This window comes from Polaromonas sp. (assembly GCF_035638815.1).
Lineage (GTDB): Bacteria > Pseudomonadota > Gammaproteobacteria > Burkholderiales > Burkholderiaceae_C > Polaromonas.
Genome location: NZ_DASQZG010000003.1, coordinates 67,221 through 92,523, shown reverse-complemented (window position 1 = coordinate 92,523; position 25,303 = coordinate 67,221). Strand labels below are relative to the sequence as shown.

The 25,303-nt window shown below is 60.2% G+C and carries 27 protein-coding genes and 2 pseudogenes; 11 read left to right on the top strand and 18 right to left on the bottom strand.

The genetic code is table 11. The features are described from left to right. Positions 1-5: 5 nt before the first annotated feature. Positions 6-1,289 carry an AsmA-like C-terminal region-containing protein gene (locus VE934_RS01245; RefSeq protein ID WP_324883514.1) on the bottom strand — a complete coding sequence of 428 codons (1,284 nt, stop codon included), beginning with the start codon at positions 1,287-1,289 and terminating at the stop codon, positions 6-8. Positions 1,290-1,419: 130 nt separating this feature from the next. On the opposite strand from VE934_RS01245, the pseudogene VE934_RS01240 reads away from it, so the two are divergent. Further along, a pseudogene (locus tag VE934_RS01240) lies at positions 1,420-1,843 on the top strand (hotdog fold thioesterase). Between the two features lie 80 nt (positions 1,844-1,923). On the opposite strand, the gene VE934_RS01235 reads toward VE934_RS01240, so the two are convergent. Further along, the gene (locus VE934_RS01235) at positions 1,924-2,490 is read right to left on the bottom strand and encodes a cob(I)yrinic acid a,c-diamide adenosyltransferase (RefSeq protein WP_324883512.1); all 567 of its coding nucleotides are present in this window, start codon (positions 2,488-2,490) and stop codon (positions 1,924-1,926) included. Between the two features lie 162 nt (positions 2,491-2,652). Between VE934_RS01235 and VE934_RS01230 the strand changes: the two genes are divergently transcribed. Together VE934_RS01230 and VE934_RS01225 are read left to right on the top strand one after the other, a co-directional pair. Next, the gene (locus VE934_RS01230) at positions 2,653-3,006 is read left to right on the top strand and encodes an EF-hand domain-containing protein (RefSeq protein ID WP_324883510.1); all 354 of its coding nucleotides are present in this window, start codon (positions 2,653-2,655) and stop codon (positions 3,004-3,006) included. A 109-nt stretch (positions 3,007-3,115) separates the two neighbouring features. Then, complete coding sequence (locus tag VE934_RS01225) at positions 3,116-4,540, top strand: FAD-binding oxidoreductase (RefSeq protein WP_324883508.1); 1,425 nt, start codon at positions 3,116-3,118, stop codon at positions 4,538-4,540. Between the two features lie 114 nt (positions 4,541-4,654). On the opposite strand, the gene VE934_RS01220 is transcribed toward VE934_RS01225, so the two are convergent. The 10 genes from VE934_RS01220 to VE934_RS01175 all read right to left on the bottom strand — a co-directional run bounded on the left by VE934_RS01220 (position 4,655) and on the right by VE934_RS01175 (position 12,655). Continuing rightward, positions 4,655-5,221 carry a hypothetical protein gene (locus VE934_RS01220; protein ID WP_324883507.1) on the bottom strand — a complete coding sequence of 189 codons (567 nt, stop codon included), beginning with the start codon at positions 5,219-5,221 and terminating at the stop codon, positions 4,655-4,657. A 139-nt stretch (positions 5,222-5,360) separates the two neighbouring features. Next, positions 5,361-5,669 carry a hypothetical protein gene (locus VE934_RS01215; RefSeq protein WP_324883505.1) on the bottom strand — a complete coding sequence of 103 codons (309 nt, stop codon included), beginning with the start codon at positions 5,667-5,669 and terminating at the stop codon, positions 5,361-5,363. Positions 5,670-6,179: 510 nt separating this feature from the next. After that, positions 6,180-7,106, bottom strand: a complete 927-nt coding sequence (locus tag VE934_RS01210; RefSeq protein ID WP_324883503.1) for a ParB/RepB/Spo0J family partition protein — start codon at positions 7,104-7,106, stop codon at positions 6,180-6,182. Positions 7,107-7,130: 24 nt separating this feature from the next. Then, positions 7,131-7,682 (bottom strand): RBBP9/YdeN family alpha/beta hydrolase, encoded by a 552-nt coding sequence (locus VE934_RS01205; protein WP_324883501.1) that lies wholly within the window; start codon positions 7,680-7,682, stop codon positions 7,131-7,133. Between the two features lie 86 nt (positions 7,683-7,768). Continuing rightward, positions 7,769-8,554 (bottom strand): ParA family protein, encoded by a 786-nt coding sequence (locus VE934_RS01200; protein WP_324883499.1) that lies wholly within the window; start codon positions 8,552-8,554, stop codon positions 7,769-7,771. A 31-nt stretch (positions 8,555-8,585) separates the two neighbouring features. Beyond that, entirely contained in the window at positions 8,586-9,212 is a 627-nt protein-coding gene (locus tag VE934_RS01195) for a LysE family translocator (protein ID WP_324883497.1), read from the bottom strand. 71 nt (positions 9,213-9,283) lie between these two features. Further along, positions 9,284-9,949, bottom strand: coding sequence for a 16S rRNA (guanine(527)-N(7))-methyltransferase RsmG (gene rsmG / locus VE934_RS01190; RefSeq protein ID WP_324883495.1), 666 nt, complete (start codon positions 9,947-9,949; stop codon positions 9,284-9,286). Continuing rightward, positions 9,949-11,925, bottom strand: a complete 1,977-nt coding sequence (gene mnmG / locus VE934_RS01185) for a tRNA uridine-5-carboxymethylaminomethyl(34) synthesis enzyme MnmG (protein WP_324883492.1) — start codon at positions 11,923-11,925, stop codon at positions 9,949-9,951. The genes rsmG and mnmG overlap by 1 nt, the downstream gene beginning before the upstream one ends. A 2-nt stretch (positions 11,926-11,927) precedes the next feature. After that, on the bottom strand, positions 11,928-12,419 hold the full coding sequence (locus VE934_RS01180) for a type II toxin-antitoxin system VapC family toxin (RefSeq protein WP_324883490.1): 492 nt from the start codon (positions 12,417-12,419) through the stop codon (positions 11,928-11,930). Then, positions 12,413-12,655, bottom strand: a complete 243-nt coding sequence (locus tag VE934_RS01175; protein WP_324883488.1) for a type II toxin-antitoxin system Phd/YefM family antitoxin — start codon at positions 12,653-12,655, stop codon at positions 12,413-12,415. The genes VE934_RS01180 and VE934_RS01175 overlap by 7 nt, the downstream gene beginning before the upstream one ends. Before the next feature lie 101 nt (positions 12,656-12,756). Between VE934_RS01175 and VE934_RS01170 the strand changes: the two genes are divergently transcribed. Then, on the top strand, positions 12,757-13,347 hold the full coding sequence (locus tag VE934_RS01170) for an NAD(P)H-dependent oxidoreductase (protein WP_324883486.1): 591 nt from the start codon (positions 12,757-12,759) through the stop codon (positions 13,345-13,347). Between the two features lie 112 nt (positions 13,348-13,459). After that, on the top strand, positions 13,460-14,230 hold the full coding sequence (locus tag VE934_RS01165) for a class II aldolase/adducin family protein (RefSeq protein WP_324883484.1): 771 nt from the start codon (positions 13,460-13,462) through the stop codon (positions 14,228-14,230). 24 nt (positions 14,231-14,254) lie between these two features. Here the strand turns inward: VE934_RS01165 and VE934_RS01160 are convergent, their stop codons facing one another. Genes VE934_RS01160 through VE934_RS01150 form a run of 3 tightly spaced genes read right to left on the bottom strand, consistent with a single transcriptional unit; the run spans position 14,255 to position 15,608 of the window. Then, positions 14,255-15,100: a transglutaminase family protein gene (locus tag VE934_RS01160; protein ID WP_324883482.1), complete on the bottom strand. Its 846-nt coding sequence runs from the start codon at positions 15,098-15,100 to the stop codon at positions 14,255-14,257. Further along, entirely contained in the window at positions 15,081-15,389 is a 309-nt protein-coding gene (locus tag VE934_RS01155) for a hypothetical protein (RefSeq protein ID WP_324883480.1), read from the bottom strand. The genes VE934_RS01160 and VE934_RS01155 overlap by 20 nt, the downstream gene beginning before the upstream one ends. A 33-nt stretch (positions 15,390-15,422) precedes the next feature. Beyond that, on the bottom strand, positions 15,423-15,608 hold the full coding sequence (locus VE934_RS01150) for a DUF1328 domain-containing protein (RefSeq protein WP_324883478.1): 186 nt from the start codon (positions 15,606-15,608) through the stop codon (positions 15,423-15,425). 190 nt (positions 15,609-15,798) lie between these two features. Here VE934_RS01150 and VE934_RS01145 point away from each other — a divergent pair, with 190 nt between their 5' ends. Next, complete coding sequence (locus VE934_RS01145) at positions 15,799-17,043, top strand: YbfB/YjiJ family MFS transporter (protein ID WP_324883694.1); 1,245 nt, start codon at positions 15,799-15,801, stop codon at positions 17,041-17,043. Here VE934_RS01145 and VE934_RS01140 read toward each other — a convergent pair. Further along, a pseudogene (locus VE934_RS01140) lies at positions 17,025-18,130 on the bottom strand (alkene reductase). The gene VE934_RS01145 and the pseudogene VE934_RS01140 overlap by 19 nt on opposite strands. A gap of 99 nt (positions 18,131-18,229) precedes the next feature. Here VE934_RS01140 and VE934_RS01135 point away from each other — a divergent pair. Together VE934_RS01135 and VE934_RS01130 are read left to right on the top strand one after the other, a co-directional pair. After that, positions 18,230-19,546, top strand: coding sequence for a hypothetical protein (locus VE934_RS01135; protein ID WP_324883476.1), 1,317 nt, complete (start codon positions 18,230-18,232; stop codon positions 19,544-19,546). 266 nt (positions 19,547-19,812) lie between these two features. Then, positions 19,813-20,355: a Spy/CpxP family protein refolding chaperone gene (locus VE934_RS01130; protein ID WP_324883474.1), complete on the top strand. Its 543-nt coding sequence runs from the start codon at positions 19,813-19,815 to the stop codon at positions 20,353-20,355. A 78-nt stretch (positions 20,356-20,433) separates the two neighbouring features. Here VE934_RS01130 and VE934_RS01125 read toward each other — a convergent pair whose 3' ends face one another. Together VE934_RS01125 and VE934_RS01120 are read right to left on the bottom strand one after the other, a co-directional pair. Further along, on the bottom strand, positions 20,434-20,976 hold the full coding sequence (locus tag VE934_RS01125) for a hypothetical protein (protein WP_324883472.1): 543 nt from the start codon (positions 20,974-20,976) through the stop codon (positions 20,434-20,436). A gap of 174 nt (positions 20,977-21,150) precedes the next feature. Further along, positions 21,151-21,621, bottom strand: coding sequence for a hypothetical protein (locus tag VE934_RS01120; protein WP_324883470.1), 471 nt, complete (start codon positions 21,619-21,621; stop codon positions 21,151-21,153). Between the two features lie 330 nt (positions 21,622-21,951). Here VE934_RS01120 and VE934_RS01115 point away from each other — a divergent pair, with 330 nt between their 5' ends. From VE934_RS01115 to VE934_RS01105, 3 genes are all read left to right on the top strand, one after another. After that, positions 21,952-22,815, top strand: a complete 864-nt coding sequence (locus tag VE934_RS01115; protein ID WP_324883468.1) for an endonuclease/exonuclease/phosphatase family protein — start codon at positions 21,952-21,954, stop codon at positions 22,813-22,815. 134 nt (positions 22,816-22,949) lie between these two features. Beyond that, the gene (clsB, locus tag VE934_RS01110; RefSeq protein WP_324883466.1) at positions 22,950-24,236 is read left to right on the top strand and encodes a cardiolipin synthase ClsB; all 1,287 of its coding nucleotides are present in this window, start codon (positions 22,950-22,952) and stop codon (positions 24,234-24,236) included. 7 nt (positions 24,237-24,243) lie between these two features. Beyond that, on the top strand, positions 24,244-25,254 hold the full coding sequence (locus VE934_RS01105; protein WP_324883464.1) for a lysylphosphatidylglycerol synthase domain-containing protein: 1,011 nt from the start codon (positions 24,244-24,246) through the stop codon (positions 25,252-25,254). The last annotated feature ends 49 nt before the right edge of the window (positions 25,255-25,303 follow it).

The window sequence follows — 25,303 nt, the reverse complement described above, 5'->3', positions numbered from 1 at the left end:
GGCAATTAGCGGCTTGGCTTGTCCGAGGCCTTGCCCTTTGGAGCCGGTTCGGAGCTGAACAACTTGCCTATCGCCGCCCCAACTTTGGCGCCTATAGCGGTTCCCACGCCGGGCAACACGGCGGTTCCCACCACAGCGCCAGCGATGGCGCTACGGGGCACCGACACGTCAACTTTTTCCAGCGGGCCGCGAATCTCGATGGGTACACCTACCAGCCCGCTCACCAGATCGACGTCAAACGTCGCATCCACTTGGCGATTGGCGATTTTGGCTTGCCCCGTCGCAGTAAAGGCGCCCGATGTGGCCTTGACGCTGGTAAAAGTCACAACCATGCCGGCCGGCGTGTTTTGAGTGACAAGCTGGCCGGTCAGCGACTCCAATTGGGTTTTTCCCTGGCGCTCTTTGCCAAAGCTGCGGACCGCCTTGTCGATATCAACACGCAGGAATGCATCGCTGCCCATGGCGAAGCTGGTTTTGGTTTGCAGGGACTGGGCGATTTCACCCAGGGTGTCGCCGTTGGCAGACAAGGCAGTTTCGCCAGACGCCCTGCCCTCAATGATCGACCTGCGGTTGAAGGAGGCCAACGCATCGGCGACCTCGACCCCGCGCGGTTGCAGCTTGCCTTCCAGGCGGAGCCGGCCGTTGTCCCGGGTTTGCAGTTGCACCTCACCGTTGGCAGTACCGCCCCCTATGTTGATCAATGTGGTCCAGCGGTCCTCCTGGCCCTGGCGGGTCAGGGTCAAATCTGCCGGCGATGCAGCACCTGACCTGCGCACTTGCGCCAGGCGTGGACGCCAGTTGGGGTCAAAGTCGGCCTCTCCTTCAAACACAAGCTCCCTGCCGTAGCGTGAGACCCAGGTCACATCACGGAAAACCAGCCGTGCCAGCGGGATAGCAACGCCGTCCAGGGAGGCGGCGGTTTCCGGGTTTTTGTTCAGTCCCCTTAAAGAAAGCTGGGGCAACACGGCGCCATCCAGTTCGGCGCTGTCCACTTGCAGGCGCCCGTCCATAAGGGCCGCCACGCTGGGGTAAATGGTCAGTTTTTTGACTGAAATGGGTTTGGGTTGCTCGGTTGCGGCGTCTTGAAGCACCACGGCCGGGGTGGGGAACAGCCGCCAATTCACGGCTCCTACCTTGACGGGTACGCCGAGGCGGGTTTGCAATTCTTTGGAAGCCCGGCCCGCCAGGTCCTCGTTACTGGGCAGCAGAAGTGCGACAAGCAGCCAGAGCCCGGCAATCAAGGCCAGGAACACGCCCGCAGCCACCATCCATTTTTGTCCGCGTCGCATGCCCGCCTTTCGATTGTCTGCCGTCACCGGCTGTCACTTTGTTGTATTGCCAGCTTAGTCTCAACAGGCAACCGGACATGTAGGCGGCGTTCTCTTTATAGTCAGAGCATTCAAGCCAACTGGAGTCGCGATGTCGATCTGGAAAAAGCCCCTCTCTGTGGAAATTCTTTCCTCGATTCACAAGGACACGGCCGTCGCTCACCTGGGGATTGAGTTTCTGGAAGTTGGCGATGATTTCATCCGCGCCCGGGTCCCGGTGGATGAACGCACCCGCCAGCCGTATGGCTTGCTGCACGGCGGCGTCTCCGTGGTGCTGGCTGAAACGCTGGGCTCCTGCGGCGCGGCTTATGCGGCGCCCGAAGGACATCGCGCGGTGGGGCTGGACATCAACGCCAATCACCTAAGGGGCGTCACCAGCGGCTGGGTCACCGGCATTACACGGCCGGTTCACATTGGCCGCAGCACCCAGGTCTGGCAAATTGACCTGACCAACGGCGCTGGCGAGCTGACCCTGCGTGTCCCGCATCACCATGGCCATGTTGTTTCCCAAATAAGAGCCAAATCGGTCGTCTACCCAGCAAACACGAGGGCAGCATGCTATGATTTTTGTAGCAACGCCCGCTGAACGGCCAACCTAGTCGGCAGCGGCCCGCGCCATACGCTCACTCTTCCAGTAGACGTCGTCACCGCCGTTCACACGGTTAAGCACGCGCGACAGCACAAACAGCAAATCACTCAGACGATTCAGGTATTGCCGCGGCGACTCATTCAGCGTCTCCTGTCGGTCTAACGCAACCACCGCCCGCTCGGCACGCCGGGCCACCGTGCGGCACACGTGCGCTTGCGACGCAGCGCGTGTCCCCGCTGGCAGGATGAACTCTTGCAGACGCGGCAAATTCGCGTTGTACTTTTCCAGGGATGCGTCCAGCAAGGCCACCGCCTCCGGCTTGAGCAATTCAAAGCCCGGGATAGACAACTCACCACCCAGGTTGAAAAGCTGGTGCTGCACTTCAATCAACAACTCGCGTACCTCGGCGGGCAACTCTTCACACAACAGCACGCCGATGTGTGAGTTCAACTCATCCACATCACCCATCGCATGCACACGCAAACTGTCTTTGGAGACACGGGTGTTGTCGCCAAGGCCGGTGCTGCCGTCATCGCCGGTGCGGGTGGCAATCTGGGTGAGTCTGTTGGCCATAAATAGATGGTTTGAATAGGGATTCAGGACGGGTTACGCGCAGAAAGAAAATGTGTAAGAGCTGCACATGATGTTTATCAGGCAACACCATGCAAAAGTGCTGGAAGCGACCGCTTTGCTGCGGTGCAATAGCGGCTCTTCAACTTTAAAGGACATGTCTGCATGACATCCAAATCGCATTTTATTCCCAACTTTGAATTGCGCAGCATCACATTGATGGCAGCGTTGACAGTGGGCTCGGCGCTGGCCGCACACGCCCAATCCCCCGATGCCACAGGCACCAAGCCGGCTACTCCGATGGCCACGCCATCAACCCAGAGCACTCCCGCGGCCAAGGCTACGCCCGCTCAAACGACCGAGACCATCTTCGTTCGCGCTGATGCCAACAAGGACGGCAAGCTGTCCAAGCAGGAAGTTGCGCGCTTTCCAGCCATTGAGCAGCGCTTTGAAGAGATAGACGCCAACAAGGATCAGTTTGTCTCCCGCGAAGAGTTCGAGGCTGCGCTGAAGTCCTGATGCCCGCATTGCCAGAACTGGCTGCATAAACATGTGGGGGCACTCAAGCCCCCACTTCAAATACAACACGTCAAGTCGTAAACTGGGGTATTCCGTCAGGAGACCCCACATGAACGCGCCCACCCATCCCGATCATCTGCTGCCCCATCTGAACCTGCGCGCCGTGCCGCCCGCTTTGGTTGATGCGCTCAAAGCACGTTTTGCCGACCGTTGCTCTACGGCCCTGGTCGTGCGTGAGCAGCACGGACGTGATGAATCCTCCTTTACAGCGCCGCCGCCCGCAGCTGTGGTGTTTGCCGAAAGCACGGCTGACGTTGCCGATGCCGTCAAGCTGGCGCAAGCGCATCAGGTGCCGGTCATTCCGTTCGGCGTTGGCACCTCACTGGAAGGCCACTTGCTCGCCGTGCAGGGTGGCATCAGCATCGATGTGAGCCGCATGAACAAGGTGCTGTCCATCAACGCCGAAGATCTCACTGTTACCGTGCAGGCTGGCGTCACGCGCAAGCAGCTCAACGAAGAAGTCAAAAGCACAGGCCTCTTTTTCCCGATTGACCCCGGCGCTGACGCCACGATTGGCGGCATGAGCGCGACGCGCGCCAGCGGCACCAACGCCGTGCGTTACGGCACCATGCGCGAAAATGTTTTGGCCCTTGAGGTGGTCACCGCCAGCGGAGACATCATCCGCACAGGCACCCGCGCCAAAAAATCGTCCGCTGGCTACGACCTGACGCGCCTCATGGTCGGCAGCGAAGGCACGCTGGGCGTGATCACCGAAATAACCGTCAAGCTCTATCCCCTGCCCGAAGCGATTTCAGCGGCTATCTGCTCTTTCCCGAGCATCGAAGCCGCAGTACGCACCACCATCCAGATCATTCAGCTCGGTGTTCCGATTGCGCGCGTTGAGCTGATCGACAGCAACACCGTGCGCATGGTCAACGCGCACAGCAAGCTCGGCCTGCGTGAAGAACCCATGCTGCTGATGGAGTTTCACGGCTCGCCCAACAGCGTTAAAGAGCAGGCAGAAACCGTGCAGGAAATTGCAGCCGATCTGGGCGGCAATGCTTTCGAGTGGGCCAGCACACCAGAGGAGCGCACCCGCCTGTGGACCGCGCGGCACAACGCCTACTTTGCCGCCATCCAGTCGAAGCCCGGTTGCCGCGCCATCTCGACAGACACCTGCGTGCCAATCTCGCGCCTGGCCGACTGCCTGCTTGATTCAGTGAAAGAAGCTGATGCCAGCGGCATCCCCTATTTCCTCGTCGGCCACGTGGGCGACGGCAACTTTCACTTTGGCTACCTGATCGATCCCGACAAACCCGAAGAGCGCGAAAAAGCCGAAGCGTTAAATCACACCCTCGTGACGCGCGCCCTGAGCCTGGAAGGCACCTGCACCGGCGAGCACGGCGTGGGCCTGCACAAGATGGACTTTCTGGTGACCGAGACCGGTGACGGCGCCGTCGAGATGATGCGCGACATCAAACGCGCGCTTGACCCGTCCAACATCATGAACCCGGGGAAGATTTTTACCTTGTGAGTGGGGCGCAGTCCAGATACCGGATATACGACTGCAGACGCTTCCCCTACAGCCAAGCTATCCGTTAGTTTCTTGCGCTTGTGGGGGAGTGCATATATGACAGGTTAGATGTCGCTATTTGAACTGCGATTTTAGAAACCATACAAAAGCACCAAGGATGACCGCAAGTGGAATAACCTGTGCAGAGCTCAACATGAGAACGGAAGTGAAAGTTGAACCTGGCTCGAACGGAACGACCCTCAGAAAGCCAACGATCAATGCAAATACACCAATGAACGCTCCGAACAATGTGACGACGTTCGCCCAGTATGACTTTAGTCGTTCATCGAGTTTCCGCTCGGCATCAGTTTCAATTTGGAGAATGCGACGCGCGAGCACTTCGAAATAGATGTTTAGCTCCTCAGGTCGCGCGGTATCGTTCGCAAGTAGGCGCGGAACCTTGATGCCGTTGACACTCACGTACTCTCGCATCGGCAGTCCGACATAGGAAGGGAGGGCATAGTCTGGGTTCCTTGCGTGCTTCCGAACAACTACAAGACCTTCAGCCGACATGATCTCTAGTTCTTTCTGCAGCCCGTGGATATCCGCTAAGTCCAGCAGCGTGAGGATATTGGGAGCCGTCAGCGAATTCGGCGCTCGTTCGACTAGGCAGGTAAGAACTCTATTGCGAAGACTTTCCATCATTTCTCCTTAGAACCGAAGATCAGAGCAGCTTGAGCCATCTAACGTCGGAGCTGTCCGGCGCGCAATGCCGTTGCGTATCCGTGTCGGACAACCTGTTGGGCTGCATGCTTGGCAGCTGTCGATCGTGGCCAGCTAGTCATCGTTCTGAGGCACGCTTAATTATGCCGACGTCCGTTGCGTAGTGCCGGATCGGATCAAGCCGCCTGTCGCCAAGGATTTGCAAGAGGCGCTCGCATTCCCAGCCTTGCTTGGCGCGAATTTCTAGGCGCGTCGCCTGGCCTTGAGTGTCCAGCAGCGACAGCATCTCGTTCGAGAAACGCTGCGCCTCTGCAGAGCCTCCTTCCTGCTGCGCACGCGCGTACACGTTCGCGCGAAGCTCGTCCATGTACTTGTTCCGTTGCTTCCATGTCGCAAAGGGTTCTTTGAGTGCCTGACGCCATGCCATGTCACGAGATGAGCATTCCTCATGCCAAAGAACGAGAACGGACGCGTGCCCTGCCAGGAGTCCCACGAGCGTTTGACCTCTTGGTATGAGGGTCGACCTCCCCCTTTCTGGGCCATCCCGTCGGGAGCGTGAGCCAGTGCGAAGAGCATCACCAAACCAGCAGTAACTGTGGCCCTCATCAACATATGGCTCTCGGTGTATTCATGCGATCCGACTTAATGTAGAGAGCAACCTGCTCGATAAACTGACCCGTGCTCGATTTTCTGGACATCGACTTTCTCCTGAAGATGGCCTGCCAGTTGGATTTGCCTGAAAATTTATACAGGTATAAAAATACAACCAAACCCCGCAGCTGCAAAGCGGGGATTCTAAGCCGCCACCACGCCTCGGGTCATCCTCAAAACAGGGGAGGCTGCGGATTCTGAGGGGCCGAAGCCCTTCGACAAGCTCAGGGTGAACGGTTTATGTTTCAAAGAGGCGCACGGTTCATTTTTTACAGGGTCGGAAGGCTTATTTCCCGCCGCGCAACCGCTCAATCAAACCATTGAGCTCATCCATAGATCCGAACTGAATCGCAAGCTCGCCCACATCTTCGCGGCGACCGTGGCGTTTGACCTGCTTTTTGATGCGCACCTCGACCTCGGCCATCAGCAGGTCGGCCAGCTCTTCTTCAACGCGACGGGTATCCCGTGATTTTTCCTTGGTGGCTTTTTGCGGCTTCAATGAAAACTCGGCGCTGAGTTTTTTCACCAGGCTCTCGGTCTCGCGCACCGACATTTTCTTGGCGGCGATCTGGTTGGCCGCGGTGATTTGCGTTGCGCGGTCCAGGCCCAGCAAGGCACGCGCATGACCCATGTCGATGTCGCCAGCCATCAGCATGGTTTGAACTGGCTCGGCCAGATTGAGCAGGCGCAGCAGGTTGGACGCAGCGCTGCGTGAGCGGCCCACTGCTTGCGCGGCCAGCTCATGCGTGAGACCAAATTCTTTGACCAGCCGCTGCAGGCCATGCGCTTCTTCCAGCGGGTTCAGGTCTTCGCGCTGGATGTTTTCGATGAGTGACATCGCAGCGGCAGACTCGTCGGGCACGTCGCGCACCAGCACCGGCACACTGTCCAGGCCGGCCAATTTAGCCGCGCGAAAGCGCCGCTCGCCGGCAATGATTTCGTACTTGCCGTCATTGGCGCCGCTGGAGAGACGCCGCACCAGAATCGGCTGCATGATGCCCTGCACCTTGATGGATTCGGCCAGCTCGTACAGCGCGCCCTCGTCCATGCGGGTGCGTGGCTGGTACTGGCCGGCCACCATGTCGGTCAGCCGCAGCGAGGCGGGCAAGCCCGGGCTGGTCGCGCTGCTGTCCGTGTCAGAGGTCTCGCTGACCTTGGGACCCAGCAATGCTTCGAGTCCGCGGCCCAGGCCTTTGGGTTTTTTGGTGACCATGTTTGTCTTGTCTTTCGGGTAAGTTCAGGCGGTGGCGGTGCTGTTCATCAGCGCCAGTAGTTTTTGATGTGCTTCCGGCCAGTCGCCCAGGCCACTGTCGGCGTTGAGGTGGCCAAGCGGGCCGGCATCGACAAATTCAGAGCCCCAGGCGGCAGCGAATTCACGTGCCCGGTCAGGCCGGCAATAGGGGTCGCGGCTGCTGGCCAGCAACACGGAGCCGAAGGGCAGCTTGTTCATGGGCACTGGCGCCCAACTGGTCAGCAGCTGCCGCACTTCCTCTCTGTCCACGTCCGGTGGCGCCACAAGCAGCGCGGCCCTGACCCGGTGCGTGTTACGCGAGTGCGCTGCCCACGCGGCGGTCAGCATGCAGCCCAGGCTGTGAGCCACTAGCACGACCGGTTCGTCGCGGCCCAGCACCACGTCTTCCAGCCTCGCGATCCAGTCGCCGCGCAACGGCCGCATCCAGTCGTGCTGCTCAACCCGCGTATAGCCGTGCGCACTCTCCCACAGGGTCTGCCAGTGGCCGGGGCCGCTGTTTTGCCAACCGGGAAGAATCAGGACATTGCTGGGGTTCATGCTGAAGAGGTGTTTGCTATTGTTTTAATAGCTGCCCGCGCCCATGGAATAAGGACTCAAGGCCAATTTAATTAACAATCTCGGCATCACATGGCCTTGATGCGTTGGACCATCTCTTCTGCAAAGGTGATAAAAGCCTGCGCGCCTTTGGACGACGGATCAAACACGACGCCCGGTAAGCCGTAGCTGGGCGCTTCGGCAAGCCGCACATTGCGCGGGATCACGGTGTTGAAGACCTTGTCGCCAAAATGCTGTTTGAGCTGGTCGCTCACGTTTTGTTGAAGCGTGATGCGCGGGTCAAACATGACACGCAGCAGGCCGATGATGGCCAGGTCTTTGTTGAGGTTGGCGTGCACCTGCTTGATGGTGTTGACCAGATCGGTCAGGCCTTCGAGCGCAAAGTACTCGCACTGCATGGGCACGATCACGCCGTGCGCGCAGCACAGGCCATTGAGCGTGAGCATGCTCAGCGATGGCGGGCAGTCGATGAGGACAAAGTCATACTCCGCAGCAACCGCTTCGATGGCCAGCTTCAAACGCTTTTCGCGGCGCTCGATATCGACCAGCTCGACCTCGGCCCCGGCCAGCTCGCGATTGGCGCCCAGGATGTCGTAACTGCAGCCGCCGTCGATCAGCTTCTGGCTGGTCACCCGCGCCTCGGCAATCGAAGCTGATTCGAGCAACACGTCGTACACCGTGTGTTCAAGCTTGCGCTTGTCCACGCCCGAGCCCATGGTGGCATTGCCTTGCGGGTCCAGGTCGATCATCAGAACCCGCTGGCCGACCTTGGCCAGCCCCGCCGCCAGATTGACGGTCGTGGTGGTCTTACCCACCCCGCCCTTTTGGTTGGCAATACAAAATATCTTGGCCATGTTGTTTTTTTTGTTTTGTCAGCAAACGGGATTATTTGGAAACTGCGAGCTTGATGCCGAAGCCGATCAGGAAAACACCCGCCGCCTTGTTCAACCAGCTGGAAACTTTCGGGTTGGCGCGGATGCGCTCAGCCAGAAAGTGGGTGATCAGCACCGATGTCAGACCATACAAAAAAGTCAAGCCAGCAATCGTGACTGCCATCACCGCAAAAGTCTTCAGACCCTGGTGCTGGGCGGGGTCGACAAACAGCGGGAAGAAGGCCATGTAGAAAACAATCGCCTTGGGATTGAGCAAGGTGATCAGCAGCGCCTGGCGGAAGTAGTGCTTGGGCTTGATCTCCAGAATCGGGGCGTCGCCGGGTTTGGCCATCAGCATCTTGATGCCCAGCCAGGCCAGATAGACCGCGCCCGCCCACTGGACGATGTGAAAAGCGGTTGGGTACGCAACCATCACGGCAGAGACCCCTGCCACTGCAGCCCACAGCAAAACCTGGTCACCCGCGATAACGCCAAAGGTCGCGCCCATGCCGCCGGAGATGCCGCCCTTGCTGGTGGAGGTGATCAATGCCAGATTGCCCGGGCCGGGAATCAGCAAAAACACAATGATGGCGACGACAAAAGCGCCGTAGTCGGCTACGCCAACAAATGAACCCAGCATGGAAAACCTCCAGAAACAGAGGGCTTGAGTTTACGTCAGCAGGTGCGCTTGAAATTCAAGCGCACCTCTGATCAGGCGAGCTCCGTTGTGTTCGGGCGCATCCAGATGATGCAGCGCTCGGCATCCAGCCCCGGAACGACCAGTTGTTCCACGTGAAACACCTTCGCCGTCGCGGGTAGCACGACTATTTCATCGGCCGGGTGCTTGCCTTTCATGGCCATCCACACGCCCGTCGGCGCCAAAGCGCCTACCGACCACTGCGTGAAATCATGGAGCGAAGCAAAGGCGCGAGAGCAGATCACATCAAAAGGCTGAGTGATGGATTCCACCCGGGCGTGCAGTCCTGTCAGGTTGGGCAGCTTCAAAGCAAGCGCGGCCTGCTTGATAAACGCGGCTTTCTTGGCCACCGTGTCCACGCAAGTCACCTGCACGGAGGGGCAGCAAATGGCAATTACCACCCCAGGCAAGCCGGCGCCGGACCCGACATCCAGCAAGCTTGCGCCCTCCTCCAGCCCCGCTTTCTGCAAATGCCGGAGCAAGGGCTGAACAGCCGCGAGGCTGTCGAGCAAATGATGCGTCATCATCTCTGCCGGGTCACGCACCGCCGTCAGGTTGTACACCTTGGTCCACTTACCGATCAGCGCCAGATAGTCCAGCAACTGGCCAACGCGGTCATCATCCAGTTCAAGTTGCAGCGCCTTCAGACCAGCGCGCAAGTCTTGCTCTCCGTTGCGCATCAGGCTTCGGCCTGTGCGGCGGCGGGAAGAGTATTTTTCCAGAGGTTCTTTTTCAGATGGACCAAGAGCAAAGACACGGTCGCGGGCGTTATGCCGGAGATTCGCGATGCCATGCCCAGTGTTTCCGGCCGGTGCTTAGCCAGCGTTTGCCGGGCCTCAAAACTCAATGCCCCCACCTGCAGGTAGTCCAGGTCAGCCGGGAGTTTGAGGCTTTCGTAATGCGAGGCGCGCTCAACCTCGGTTTTCTGCAGGTCGATGTAGCCCGCGTATTTGACGGCAATCTCAATCTGCTCAATCACGCTGGTAGCCATGTCGGCTGCCTCTGTTTCACGTGAAACATCGGGCGCCAGTTCGGCGTTGGCATACTTTCCGCCGTCCAAAGACATCAGCGCGGCGTAGTTCACATCAGGCCGGCGCAACAGATCGAGCAGGTTGTACTCCCGCTCGATTGCCTTGCCCAAGACGCGTTCAGCGTCTGCCGCCGGCAGGCTGCGCGGGTTGACCCACGTTGTTCGCAGGCGCTCTGTTTCACGTGAAACAGCATCGCGCTTGCGATTGAAGGCGTCCCAACGGGCGTCGTCCACCAGCCCCAGCTCCCTGCCCTTTTCGGTCAGGCGCATGTCGGCGTTGTCTTCCCGCAGCATCAGGCGAAACTCGGCCCGGCTGGTAAACATGCGGTAAGGCTCGGTCACGCCCTTGGTGATCAGGTCGTCCGCCAGCACGCCCAGATAGGCTTCGTCCCTTTTGGGCAGCCACGCTTCTTTGCCCTGGCATTGCAGCGCCGCGTTGATGCCGGCAAACATTCCCTGAGCCGCCGCCTCTTCGTAACCTGTTGTGCCGTTGATCTGCCCGGCGAAAAACAGCCCGCCCACAGCCCGGGTTTCAAAGCTGGTTTTCAGCGCGCGCGGGTCAAAGTAGTCGTACTCAATAGCATAGCCGGGCCGCAGAATGTGGGCGTTTTCCATGCCGGCCATGGAGCGCACTAGGTCGTACTGAATATCAAAAGGCAAACTGGTCGAGATGCCGTTCGGGTAAATCTCGTGGGTGGTCAGCCCTTCCGGCTCCAGAAAAATCTGGTGGCTTTCCTTGCCGGCAAAGCGGTTGATCTTGTCTTCCACACTCGGGCAATAGCGCGGGCCAACCCCGTCAATCTTGCCGGTGAACATCGGGCTGCGGTCAAAACCGGAGCGAATGATCTCGTGCGTGCGCTCGTTGGTGTGGGTAATCCAGCAAGGCATTTGCTTCGGGTGCGCGATCTGCCCGCCCATGAAGCTGAACACGGGCACCGGCCCGGCGGTGCCGCCCGGCATTCCGTCGCCCGGCTGCTCGGTGCATTTGCTGAAGTCAATCGTGCGGCCATCAATGCGTGGCGGCGTGCCGGTTTTCAGCCGGCCCTGCGGCAGCTTGAGTTCTTTCAGCCTTGCCGAAAGCGACACCGCCGGCGGGTCACCCGCCCTGCCAGCCGAGTAATTCTGCATGCCCACATGGATCTTGCCGTCCAGAAAAGTCCCGGCGGTCAGCACCACCGTGCGCGAACGAAACTTGATGCCCACCTGTGTGACAGCGCCCACGACCCGGTCGCCCTCAACCATCAGGTCATCCACCGCCTGCTGGAAAAGCCAGAGATTGGGCTGGTTCTCCAGCTTCCGGCGGATCGCCGCCTTATAAAGAATCCGGTCAGCCTGCGCCCGGGTGGCGCGCACGGCCGGACCTTTGGAGCTGTTCAGAATGCGAAACTGGATGCCGCCCTCGTCGGTCGCCAGCGCCATCGCGCCACCCATGGCGTCTACCTCTTTCACCAGGTGGCCCTTGCCGATGCCGCCGATGGACGGGTTGCAGCTCATCTGGCCCAGCGTTTCAATGTTGTGCGAGAGCAGCAAAGTCTTGCAGCCCATGCGGGCAGAGGCCAGCGCGGCCTCGGTGCCGGCATGGCCGCCACCGACCACGATCACGTCAAATTCTTGGGGGTAAAACATGGTCAGGCTTCAATCAATTCAGTAGGCAAACCCATACCACGCGCGACTTGCGCCTGGCGCCGGTCGGCGGTCACAAACAGGTCCACCCGTGTGGCCAGCGCGCTGCCAACATGCAGCGCATCCATGCCGCGCAAAGGGCCCTGCTCCATTGAGGCAAAGGCATATCGCTCAACCCGCGCATCCAACGGTACCTGCGTCATGTCGGCAGCATCGCTTTGCGCGGCAGCCCAGGCGCGGTCAAATTCGGGTGCGGGCAAGCTGCCGTCACGGCGACGTCGCAGCAGTGCGGAGGCCACCTCAGTCTTGCAATGTGCGGCGACCAGCAACTCGCTGGCAGTCTCAAAAAGAGCCAACACGCGCTCGCGCCCGGCTTCACTGGCGTAGCGTTTGGTCAGCGCAGAAGCGTCAAACATCAGGCGGGCCTCTCCATCACGAGCCACCATGCGCCCTGGCGCCGGCGCCGCCGGGTAAGGGGCGGAGGTGCGTTTCACCATGGAGATTCGCTACGCTCATCGAGCACCGCCTGCGACAAGGACACGCCGGGCGGCAAAACTACCGGCTCAAAGGGACGCTTCCAGCTAGGCACCTTTGCCTGCTCTTCTGACTTCAAGGGAACGAGCTCCGCGACTGGCTTGCCGTGCCGCAAAATCCGCACGGTCTCACCCCGCTCGACCAGATCAATCATGGCTGAGGCTTGAGCGCGAAACTCGCTGAGGGCAATGGTGTGCATTTTGTACAAAATCGGTTATTTCGTACATTTTAGCTGGTTTCGGCTTGCAGGGCCGCTTTCACGCAGTTTTTCACCACGCAGCCTGTGGTGAAATCCATTGCATGAGCACTCCCTTCAAACTCCTCGTTTTTGCCGGCAGCACCCGCCAAAACTCGTTCAACCGCAAACTCGCTCATGCCGCAGCCGAACTGGCGCGCGCATCCGGCGCAACGGTCACCCATATCGAACTGGCCGACTTCGACATCCCGATGTACAACGCCGACCTCGAAGCCAAAGGCACGCCGCCCGACGTGATGAATCTCAAAAAGATCATGTTTGAGCACCCGGCTTGGATCATCTGTTCGCCCGAATACAACGGCAGCTACACCGCGCTGCTGAAAAACACCATCGACTGGGTCTCCAGCCCCGTCAAAAGCGACCCGGTTTGGCAAGAGGGTTTCAAGTCCTTCACCGGCAAGGTGGTGGGCATGCTCAGCGCCTCTCCGGGCGCACTGGGCGGGCTGCGCTCACAAAGCCACCTGGCCCCGCTGCTGCTCAACGCGCATTGCTGGGTTGCGCCACAGGCCTTCGCGCTGGGCCGCGCTGGGGATGCGTTTGACGTCGATGGCAAATTGGTCAACCCCGCCCATGTCAAGAGTGTGCAGGCCGTGATTGACCAGGTGCTGTTTGCAAGCGCGCGTCTGGCCGCCTGAACGATAGTCTGTCCCGGCGGATACACGCCCTTTTCCGCCAACTGCTGTACGCTGGTCCCCTCATGTTCTGCAGCCTGCAGAACAGCATTTCCAACGCTCCGGGAGACACCGCATGCACATCCCCTCATTAAAAGAACTGGTCAGTGCTGAAGAGTGGCAGCTGCGCTGCGACCTCGCCGCGTGTTATCGCCTCACCGCGCTGTATGGATGGAGCGATCTGGTGTTCACCCACATCAGCGCCAAGCTGCCAGAGTCCGTCGCGGGCGCGGGTGCCCACCACTTTCTCATCAACCCCTACGGTTTGATGTTCGACGAGATCACCGCCTCAAGCCTGGTCAAGGTGGACGAGCAATGCAACAAGGTGATCGACTCGCCCTTTCCGGTCAACCCCGCCGGATTTGTGATTCACAGCGCGGTGCACGAGGCGCGGCCTGACGCAGCCTGCGTGATGCACACCCATACACGGGCGGGCGTAGCGGTCAGCGCGCAGAAAAACGGCATCCTGCCCATCAGTCAGCAGTCAACCTTTGTACTTGCCTCGCTGGCCTATCACGACTACGAGGGGGTGGCTTTTCGCGACGAGGAAAAACCGCGTCTGCAGGCCGATCTGGGCCGGGCCAATTTCCTCATGCTGCGCAACCACGGCCTGCTGGTCGTCGGCAAAAGCATTCCCGATGCGTTTCTGAGCATGTACACCTTCGAAAACACCTGCCGCATCCAGATTGATGCGCAAGCCGGCGGCGAGCTTACCGAGGTCAACCCGCTAATTGTCAAAGGCGTATCTGAGGCGATGCGCGTCCAGACGGGCGGCATGGGTGGTGCATTTGTGTGGCCCTCGCTGATCCGTAAACTCGAACGACTCGACAACAGCTACGCGACCTGATTCGCGATCAGCCCTGACTGGAATTCAGGCTGTCTCTAGCGACAAATCCGTAGAAGGCTTTCCTGCGGCATGTCCTGGCAGCAGTTCACCCTGGTCGATGGTGAGTTCCTTCCGCACCATCTGCACCGAGCCAAAGATGGTGGCAAACGCAACGTCTTTTGCATCCCGTCCGGTGCCTATTCGCACCAGTCGCTCGTTGGGCGCCATGCGCGTGGGATCAAACAACACCCAGCGTCCGTCCAGCCAAGCCTCAAACACCGCGTGAAAATCCTCGGGAGGGTCATTGAAGTGCACATAACCAACCACCAGCCGCGCCGGTATGTTCAGGGCACGGCAAAAGGTAATGCCCAGGTGAGCAAAATCGCGGCAAACGCCGGCGCGCTGCACAAAGACTTCTTGCGCAGTCGTGGTTGAATTGGTGAACCCCGGCATGTAATAAATGGATTCGTGAATCCAGGCCTCAATGGCCCGTACACGCGACAGCCCCGGCGACAAATGGCCAAACAACTGCTGCGCCGCGCGGCTCATGATGTCGGACTCGCAATAGCGGCTGGGCATCAGATAACGCAGCACATCATCCGGCACTGCAGTCACAGCCATCTCCTCGAGGTACAGCGGCACGGGCGTGTGATGCAGCTCAACCTGCGCGTGGTAATTGACCGACAGCTGTCCCTTGGGCGCGTCAAGCCGGAAAAAACGGTTCCCCGTGCGCTCGTCGCAAAAGTGGCGCACCTTCACGCTTGGGGTGACACTCAGCCGCTCTTGCACCACCCGGTGGTCTTCATGAAAGGCAGCCTCAACGTTGAAACAAAAATGGGTAGGAGCCAGCACCTCGTAATCGAGGAGGCAATCAATGGTGGCGGTGTGCATCTTTGCTTTCTTTGCTTTCTTTGCTTATCCCGCAAACGTCCATCACATCCAGGACATTCTTTTCTTCTGTCTGCGCGTTCTTGGGGCCGGAAGAAAACCAGCTCTTGCAAGTCACCACAATGACCTGCGTCGCACGCTCAAGCAGGTCCACGGCAAGATCGCGGCGGTTGCGCGCGCGCAGTCTGGCCACCAGCAGCAATTGTGCAATGCTGGCGCGTTGCACAAGGTCACCCCTTGCGTGGCCCGGTGCCAATTTGTTGTCCGGTTTGCCGGGATCAACTGCAGACATGTAATTCGTTGCCAAAGCCGCCTGTTGAAGCATCTACTTGAGCACCTTTTTAACGGCTCCCACGCCCAGAGCGGCCAACACGATAAAGACCACCGCGAGGATCAAAAACAGGCCGAACAGAATCTTGGCAATACCGGCAGAGCCCGCAGCAACGCCGCCAAAGCCCAGAGCGCCGGCGATCAAGGAAATAATCGCAAAAATAATGGCGTACTTCAACATCATGTCTCTCCTATAGGCGGCGTGCCGCCAGATTTCTTGTACAAGTTATCTTAAAAAGACAGCGCTACTGCCTGAATCAGCAGCTCCCGCGAGGCCCTGTAGGACAAAGTGAGGCAGGCATAACCCTCAGGTTCCTTGATGACAACCATCTGGCGTGCGCAGTACGCGCATGACGCAAAATCAGCTCTTCATGCAGACAAGCTCACCTCCACTTTCGGCGCCATTGCCGTCACCCGCGCTACTAATCTGGCTGGCACTGGCTCTGTCACTGGGCGCGGCCATTTCCCTGGGAATCACGCGCTTTGCCTACGGCCTGTTGCTGCCGCCCATGCGCGCCGATCTTGGCTGGTCGTACACACTCGCGGGCGGCATGAACACCGCCAATGCCCTGGGCTATTTGCTTGGCGCGCTGTTGACACCGCGCCTGATGCGAACCTGCGGCCCCTCGACCTTGTTGTTGACGGGCGCTCTGCTGGCCAGCGTCTTCATGGGGCTGAGCGGATTTTTCACCGAGGCTGTGCCTCTGCTTGTTCAGCGTCTGCTTGCGGGTGTGGCCAGCGCTTTTGTTTTTATCGCAGGCGGCTTGCTCGCCGCGCGTCTGGGTTCGCTGCACGCTGCGCGCAGCGGTTTTCTACTGGGGCTGTACTACGGCGGCACGGGCCTGGGCATTGTGCTGTCAGCGTGGCTGGTGCCTGCGGTGCTAGATGCCGCTGCGCAGCGGGCACACGCGTGGGCTTGGGCCTGGTGGGCACTGGCGCTGGCCTGTTTTGCCGCAACCGCAGTTTTGCTGTGGCCCGCGCAAGTGCTGCGCCGCCTTGCTGCCAACACCGCAACGGGCAACACATCGCACCAACACGCCAACTTTTCGTGGCGGCCATTTGCTCCCGCACTTGCTGGCTACACCATGTTTGGCGTGGGCTACATCGGCTACATGACGTTTGTGGTGGCGCTGCTGCAAGAGCGCGGCAACAGCCCTGCATCGGTCACGCTGTTTTACGCGCTGCTCGGTGTTGCAGTGCTTGCGTCGTCCCGCATCTGGGCCGGCCTGCTGGACAGGCACAAGGATGGCCGCGCGCTGGCCAAACTCAATGCCCTGCTGGGCATGGCTACCTTGCTGCCCGCGCTGACGGGGCAGTGGCCACTGGTCTTTCTGTCTGGCATCGTTTTCGGCGCGGTGTTTTTATCGGTGGTCGCATCCACCACTGCACTGGTGCGTCACAACCTGCCGCCAGCGCAGTGGGCCGCGGGCATCAGCGCTTTTACCGTGGTCTTTGCGGCGGGCCAGATTGTCGGGCCCACAGTGGTGGGCTGGATTGCCGATGGCCCGGGCGGATTGCCGCGCGGCCTTGTATTTTCTGCCGCGGCCCTATGGCTGGGCGCAGCGCTGGCCTGGCGCCAGCGTGCGTTAAGTCAGCCTCAAGCCAGCGCAGGATAGTCGGTATAACCTTTGGCACCACCACCGTAAAAGGTTGCTTTGTCGGGCTTGTTCAGCGGCGCATCTTCGCGCAGGCGCCGCACCAGGTCCGGGTTGGCAATATAGGGCCGGCCGAAAGCAATCAGATCGGCCCCGTCTTTCACGGCTTGCTCAGCCAGGGCTTTGTCGTAACCGTTGTTCACCATCCAGGCACCTTTGCCACCCGCGTTGCGGTACGCGGCCTTGAGTGCGGCGTAATCAAACGGCCGCTCAGGCAGGTCTCGCGGCCCACCGGTTGCGCCTTCAATCACGTGGATATAGGCAAGGTTCAGCGAGGCCAGTTGTTGGACAACATAGTCAAACAGCGGCTGCGGATCGGCGTCATGCACATCGTTGGCAGGTGTGACGGGTGACAGGCGAATGCCGGTGCGGCCCCCACCCACGGCCCCTGTGACGGCGCGCACCACTTCCAGCAACAGGCGGGCGCGGTTTTCAATGCTGCCGCCGTAGTCATCGGTGCGCTGGTTCGAATTGCTTTTCAGAAACTGGTCGAGCAAATAGCCGTTGGCGCCGTGGATCTCCACACCGTCAAAACCCGCGGTTTCCACCGCGTTGCGCGCCGCAGTCTCATAACTGTGCACGATGCCGGGCAGCTCGCCCGCGTCAAGCGCGCGCGGCTCTGATGTGTCCACAAACACCGGCGCACCGTCCTTGATCAGCACCGTCTTGGTTTTGGCGGTGATGGCCGATGGCGCCACCGGCTTGCCGCCATCCGGCTGCAACTCCGTGTGCGACACGCGGCCCACATGCCACAGCTGCACCACAATTTTCCCGCCTGCGGCATGCACCGCCTGCGTGACGCCCTTCCAGCCGTCCAGCTGCTCGGTACCGTACAAACCAGGCACGTCAGCGTAGCCCTGGCCCTGGTGGCTGATGGCGGTGGCTTCCGTGATCAGCAGCCCCGCCGAAGCCCGCGCTGGGTGTAATAGGTTGCCATGAGCGGGGTTGGAATGGCCTCAGGTGCGCGGTTGCGCGTGAGGGGCGCCAGCACGATGCGGTTGGCGAGATCAAGGTCACCTGCTTGAGCGGGTTTGAATAGTGAAGGCATGGGCGATATTCCGAAAAGATGGAGACGCCCCAGTGTGGCCCGATATCAAAAGGCGTGCGCAAGACAGGATGCTGATTTTGTGCAAGCCACAATACGGCCATGTCCAAAACCCTGAAATGGCTGAGCGCGCTGGCGGTGGCCGGCGTGCTCTCGCTTGGCGCCCTGGTCCTTGTTTTGCAAAGCTGGGCCGGCAGCAACGACTTTCGCCAGCGCATGGAGGCGGAAGCGTCTGCGGCGCTGGGTCTGCCCGTGCAGCTGGGCAGCATCAAGGTGGCCGTGTGGCCAGTCCCCGCCCTGGCGCTGGAAAGCATCAGCGTGCAGAGCAAGCCAGCCCTGACACTGGGCCGGGTGGAGGTACGCCCGGGCTGGGCTACCCTGCTGCGCGGCAGGCTGGAAATCGCCACCCTCGTTTTGCGCGAGGTGGTGCTTCCCCAGCAGGCGGTCGACGCGATTTTGCTGGCGCTACAAAAAAAGAAGCAGATTCCGCCCGCAAACAAAGGGCAAACGCCCAATTTGATCAACAAACTGCAGCCCGATGAGCCACCGCAGACCACTGCCGTCACCGACTGGCTGCCGCGCCGCGCCCTGCTGGACCAAGTGACCTGGGTCAGCGCCAAAGGCGACAGCACCACGCTTAATGGCGAAATCCGTCTGGGCGCAGACAACCTGCCCGAAGAAGCATCCCTCTCAGTAGTCAAGGGCCATCTGGCAGGCCTCAACAGCTCCCTCCAGCGTGAAGAAGCCAACCAGTGGGCGCTGCGCGTGCAAATCGGCGGCGGCACCGTGGCTGGCCGCCTCACCATGCAACATACATCTGCAGCCCAAGGCGGACGGGCGCTGGAGGTGACGGGCCAGCTGGAAACGCGTGACGTGGAGGTGGCGGCCCTGACAGTGCCCAACAAACCCTTGAGCGGTCTGCTGGAGGCATCAACAACCCTGAGCGCCCGCGCGGCCACCACAGCAGGTTTGATCGACGCGCTGCAAACCGACACCAGCTTTACGGTGAAGAACGCCGTGCTGCACGGTTTGGACCTGGAAAAGGCCGTCAAAAGCGTGGGCATGAGCCGTGGCGGCCAGACACCACTGGACACGCTCGCGGGGCAAGTGCGAACCCAGGGCCGGACCGTGCACTTGAATAACCTCGTGGCCACGTCGGGCCTTCTGGGAGCCACCGGCAATGTCACCATCTCGCCCGCCAGGGAGCTCACCGGGCGCATCAGCGTAAACCTGGCGGACACCGTCGGTGTTCCGCTTGCTGTCGGCGGGACGCTGGACGCCCCTGAAGTCAGCCTCTCACGCGGGGCGTTGCTCGGCGCCGCCATCGGCACGGTGTTGATGCCTGGGGTAGGTACCGGGGCCGGCATTGAACTGGGCGACCGGGTCGGAGAAGGCCTGAAAAAGCTTTTTGGGAAGTGAGTGAGCCCCCACGCTTTTCACTTCGTGTAATGCGCTGCCCCCCGCAAGGGCCGCTGCGCCTGCGGCCCGGCGAAGCCGGTTCCGCGGCCCCTGCTTGACTTTGAGAGTCCCGTACTGCACGAAGCGCCCAAGCCTTTGGCGGTGAAAAAACTTTACCCCATCGTTATGGATGGCTTATGGACCGATTACATGGTCAGCGCAAACTTCCTTTCAACCTGCCAACCACTCCCGGCAACAGGTTTGCCTCACTGAAAGGACGCACCCTCATGACCTCTGTCTTCAAACCCCTGAAATCCGTCAACAGCCTGCTGCTGATTGGCGTCATGGCCACCATGGGTCTGGCCGCTACCGCGCAACCTGTGGTGCCGCCTGTCGGCGCCCCCGTCGCTGCACCTGCCAAAGGCAGTCATCATGCTGGCGAGCGCCGCCATGATCCCGCGAAAATGCAGGCACACATGGCCAAACGCCAGGCTGACCTGAAAGCCAGGCTCAAACTGACCCCCGCACAGGAAGGCGCCTGGACCAGCTACACCGCTTCCACACAACGCCCCGCCCGCGGCGCAAAACCCTCGGCAGAGCAACGTGCCGAGTTTGAAAAGCTCACGACGCCCGAACGCATCGACAAAATGCGAGCCCTGCGCGCCCAGCGCATGAGCGAGATGACCGTCGCCATGGACAAGCGCGACGAAGCCACGAAGACCTTCTATGCCGCATTGACCGCAGACCAGAAAAAGGTGTTTGACAGCCAGCGCATGGGTCCTGCCGGCCATCGCCAGGGCAAACACCACGGCCCGCACGACAAGAGCTGAACGGCAAATAAAAAGCGCCGGCTCCTTTTCAGGCGCCGGCGCCATCAACCCGGTAAACGGGCGTATACCAATTCGCTATTAGTTCTTGGCTTTGGCGTCGGTGGAGCCAGCTTTGTCCAAAGCGGGCGTCGCGGAAGTGCCGGAGGTGGAAGTTGCAGCCATGCGCGCATCACGCTTGGCCTTGCGCGCTGCCTTGCGTTCGGCGCGCTTGGCCTGACGCTCAGCAGTGGTAGCAGCAGTAGCAGAGCCGCCTTGCTCGCCGGACTTGACGCCACTGGCGGAGTTGTTGGCAGCAGCGGGTGAGGGAATGGCTGCGGTGGCACTGGATGTGCTCGTATTAGTCTGCGTCTTGGCGGCAGCGTTGGCGCCGCCCTGCTCACCAGTCTTCACACCACTAGCGGTGTTATTGGCAGCAGCGGGTGAGGGAATGGCTGGGGTGACACCGGATGTGCTCGACGTGGTTGGCGCCTTGGTGGTGGCGTTGGCACCGCCCTGCTCGCCAGCCTTGACACCACCAGCGCCCATGGTGGACGAACCGGCCGTGGGATTGGTTTGCGCGATGGCAAAGCCGGAAGTGGCCATCATGGCCGCGAGAATAATGGAGATGGTTGACTTGTTCATAGAATTTCCTTGATTAAGAGAAGAGGCGTGTGGAGAGGCCTCTTGAAGTTGGCCTCTCAGTAAAAGTAAGGTTTGCCCCCGCTCGATAACGTCGGTACGAGAGCCACCCCTTTGTAGGCGCGGTGCCCGCCCTGAGCTGAGCAAAAGCAAAGCCAGCAGGGTGAGGGCCTGGCTTTATTTCTGCTGGGTGCCTGTGCCAGCCGTCGCATCAACAGCTGCGCCAGTGGCGCCAGCCGGACCCTTGGTCCGCAATGCTTTGTTGATACCGACGTCAGCACGCGCGGCGCCGTTCTTGATGGCATTGCGCGGGGTCCGTGTCACACGTTCTGTTGCGGAGCCAACAGCTGAGCCGGCTCGGCCGATAGCGTCGCCAACGCGGTCGCCAGTCCTGGCTGCAGCGCCACGGACGCCAGGCGTGTTGGTGTTATCGACGCGCGCGCTCGTGTTCGTATTCGTATTGGTGTTCACGCTGGTGCTGGTGCCCACAGTTGCACCGCCGCCCATGGCGTTGGCACGCACATCGCTGCTGATATTCGTATTGGATCCGACGCGCACACCAGTATCGGTCTGTGCATGTGCAGAGAATGCCAACGCTGCAGTCAAAGCAACAGCGGCGGGGATGGATTTCATTGAGAACTTGTTCATTTCTAACTCCTTTAGAGATCAGACAAAACGGTCATGCGAGCGTTTGCCCTTACCTTTTCAACATCTGCAAATACCAAGGACAGAAGTCCGACATTCGCAAAGACCAGCCCAGATGGGTTTGGATGGTTTCAATTTAACTGCGGGTGCGTCAACTTCTTATCGGAAAGCCCCGTCCGCTAACGTAGGACATCAGCCTTTACAAAACCGCTACAAACGACACACTGAATGAGCGCTGGTGAAAGCCGGGTCGGCCAGCAAATGAGCTTGCTGTCCTACAGTCCCTGGAAACAGGCCCGAACAACAATATGACTTTGGTTTACCCTTCTCTTCATGCCCTCATCCGAATCTCCCATCAAAGTCAGTGACACCCTGATTGCACCCCCTGACTCAGCCATTGAGGCGGATGCACTGGCTGAAACGCAGCAGGCCATTGCAGCTGCTGCGCTCACCTTTTCCATCAAGGTGCTGACTGTCAACATCCACAAGGGCTTTACCTTCTTCAATCGCAAGTTCATCCTTCATGAGCTGCGCGAAGCGGTGCGCACGGTCGGCGCTGATGTGGTGTTCTTGCAGGAGGTCACGGGCGAACACGCGCGTCATGAAAGCAAGGTCGCCAACTACCCGGTGACACCTCATTACGAATTTCTGGCCGACACCATCTGGCCGCAATTTGCCTATGGGCGCAACGCGGTCTATACCAATGGTCACCACGGCAATGCGGTGCTCTCCAAATTTCCCATCGTGAGTTTTGAAAACCGCGACGTCTCCATCAGCGGCCCCGAGCGACGCGGACTGCTGCATTGTGTATTGCAGATACCCGGCCGGGACACCAACGTCCACGCCATCTGCGTCCACCTCGGTTTGGCAGAGTCGCACCGCCTCAAACAGCTGCATATGCTTTGCGACATGATCCACAAGGACATACCTCCCAGTGCACCGGTGATCGTCGCGGGTGACTTCAACGACTGGCGCCGCCGCGCGCACGACGTACTGGCCGAAGGTGCGGGCATGCATGAGGTGTTCGTGCAGGCCAACGGCAAGGCCGCGCGGACTTTTCCGGCGCGCTTTCCTCTCCTCCAGTTGGACCGTATCTACGTGCGCAACGCCATCGGCCATGCGCCCGTGGTGCTGCCCCTGCATCCATGGTCCCATCTCTCCGATCATGCGCCGCTCGCGGCGGAGATTGAGCTTTAAAAAATGGCCCCCACGCTTTTCACTGCGTGTAATGCGCTGCCCCCCGAGGGGGCGCTGCGCCTGCGGCCCGGCGAAGCCGGTTCCGCGGCCCCGGCTGGACAAGACTTGGCCTTCGCTGCCGGGCGGGAGACCGCATGAGCCGCTGGATTGGCGGGAACACCTTTCGCCTCCTTGAAAACGGCGAAGAATTTTTTCCGCGCGTTTTTGAATGCATCGCTGCGGCCAAACATGAGGTGCTGGTAGAAACCTTCATCCTCTTTGAGGACAAGGTTGGCAATGAATTGCACTCCGCGCTGTTGAAGGCTGCAGCGCGTGGCGTGCATGTTGATGTGACCATTGACGATTACGGCTCGCCCGATCTCTCGCATGAATTTATATCGACGCTGACCGAGGCCGGCGTCAGGCTGCACGCCTTTGATCCCGGTCCCAAGCTGTGGGGCTGGCGCACCAATTTGTTTCGGCGCATGCACCGGAAAATTGTGGTCATCGATGGCAAACGCGCCTTTGTCGGTGGCATCAATTATTCGGCCGATCACCTGGCCGATTTTGGACCGCAGGCCAAACAGGACTACGCGGTCGAGATGGAAGGCCCGATCGTCGGGACCATTCACACCTTCGTGAGCAAAGCGCTGGCAGCAGGCCAGCGCAATGCGGGCGTGACACTGACTGCGCGTCTGCGGGACAAGGTTTCTGCGCATGCGCATAACCTTGCGGAGAGCTGGCGCGGCGCCACGCCCGGCTCGACTGCGGACGCAGACAGTGGGGGCGCCGCCATTTTTGTCACGCGCGACAACCGCAAACACACCAACGACATCGAGCGCCATTACCGCATTGCCATACGCGCGGCGCAAAAACGCGTGGTCATTGCCAACGCCTATTTTTTCCCTGGCTATCGCCTGCTCAAAGAGATGCGCAAGGCCGCCCGCCGAGGCGTGGAGGTGGTGCTTATCCTGCAGGGCGAGCCGGACATGCCGATTGTCAAAACAGCCGCGAGCTTGCTGTACCACCACCTTCTTGACGCCGGGGTGCGTGTTTACGAATACTGTGAGCGCCCGCTGCATGGCAAGGTGGCCGTGTTTGATGACGAGCTCGCCACGGTCGGCTCCAGCAACCTGGACCCGCTCAGCCTGGCCCTCAACCTGGAGGCCAACGTCATCATCAAAGACCGCGCCTTTAACCAGCATCTGAGCGAGAGGCTTGAGCACTTGATGGCGAACAGCTGCAAGCAAATTGGCCATGAAGACCTGCCCCAAGCAGGGCGCTGGCACACCGTGCGCAACTTCTTTTTGTTTCACCTGCTACGCCGCTACCCGGCCTGGGGTGGCTGGCTACCGGCGCATGCGCCGCATATCACCCCGGCCTTTAACCGCCTGACCAGCCAGACCATTGCGAATGGGGCTGACAAAGTTACGCAGGCTTGAGCTCCCCATGGACAACAGCCGCGCCCTCAAGCAACCCACGCACTTGCGCGAGCACGACAGCACGCGCAAAAAATTTACTGACACTGCGTGGTGGCCCTGGCTAAAACGCGGAGCGACGGCAGTCTTTTTTGTTTTGGTAACCGTGCTGCTGGTGACCCAGGCGCGCACCATCGACTGGCAGGAGGTTTTGACCTCCCTGCAGGACTATCGCCTCTCAGAAGTGTGGGGTGCGGCACTGCTTGTGGTGGTCAGCTTTGTGCTCTACAGCACGTTCGATCTGATCGGGCGCCACTACACCGGCCACACGCTGAGCAAGGTGAGGGTCATGGCCGTGACCTTTGTCACTTACGCTTTTAACCTGAACCTCGGCTCGCTCGTGGGCGGCGTGGCCTTTCGTTACCGTCTCTACTCCCGGCTCGGCCTTGGCACTGGCGTCATCACACGCATCATGACCATGAGCATGCTGACCAACTGGATCGGTTATTTGCTTCTGGGCGGGCTGGTCTTCAGCCTGCAGCCGCCCACCCTGCCTGATGGCTGGAAAATTTCAACCGAGCATCTGCGCTACATCGGCTTCGTGCTGGTCGGCACCGCGGCAGCCTACCTTGCCACTTGCGCTTTTTCGCGCAAGCGCACCCTTAGCATTCGCGGCCATGAAATTGAGCTGCCTTCGCTGCGCCTGGCCGCGCTGCAAGTGGTGATGGGCGCCAGTAACTGGCTAGTGATGTCGGGCATTATTTTTATCTTGCTGCAGCAACGCATCGAGTTTTCTGCCGTGGTCAGCGTGCTGCTCTTGGCCGCCATTGCCGGCGTCATCACACATGTGCCCGCCGGGCTGGGCGTGCTGGAAGCCGTGTTTGTTGCCCTCCTTTCGCACCTGTTGCCTCAGCATGAACTGCTGGCGGCGCTGGTCGCCTATCGCGTTATTTATTACTTGGTGCCGCTGGCCGTGGCCACCGTGGTGTACTTGGTGATGGAAGCCAAAGCCAAAAAGCTGGAGTCGGCCCGGCCCGATTAGCAACCCCTTCATCTGTCATCCCGGACTTGAGGAGCCTGCCCCGGACTCC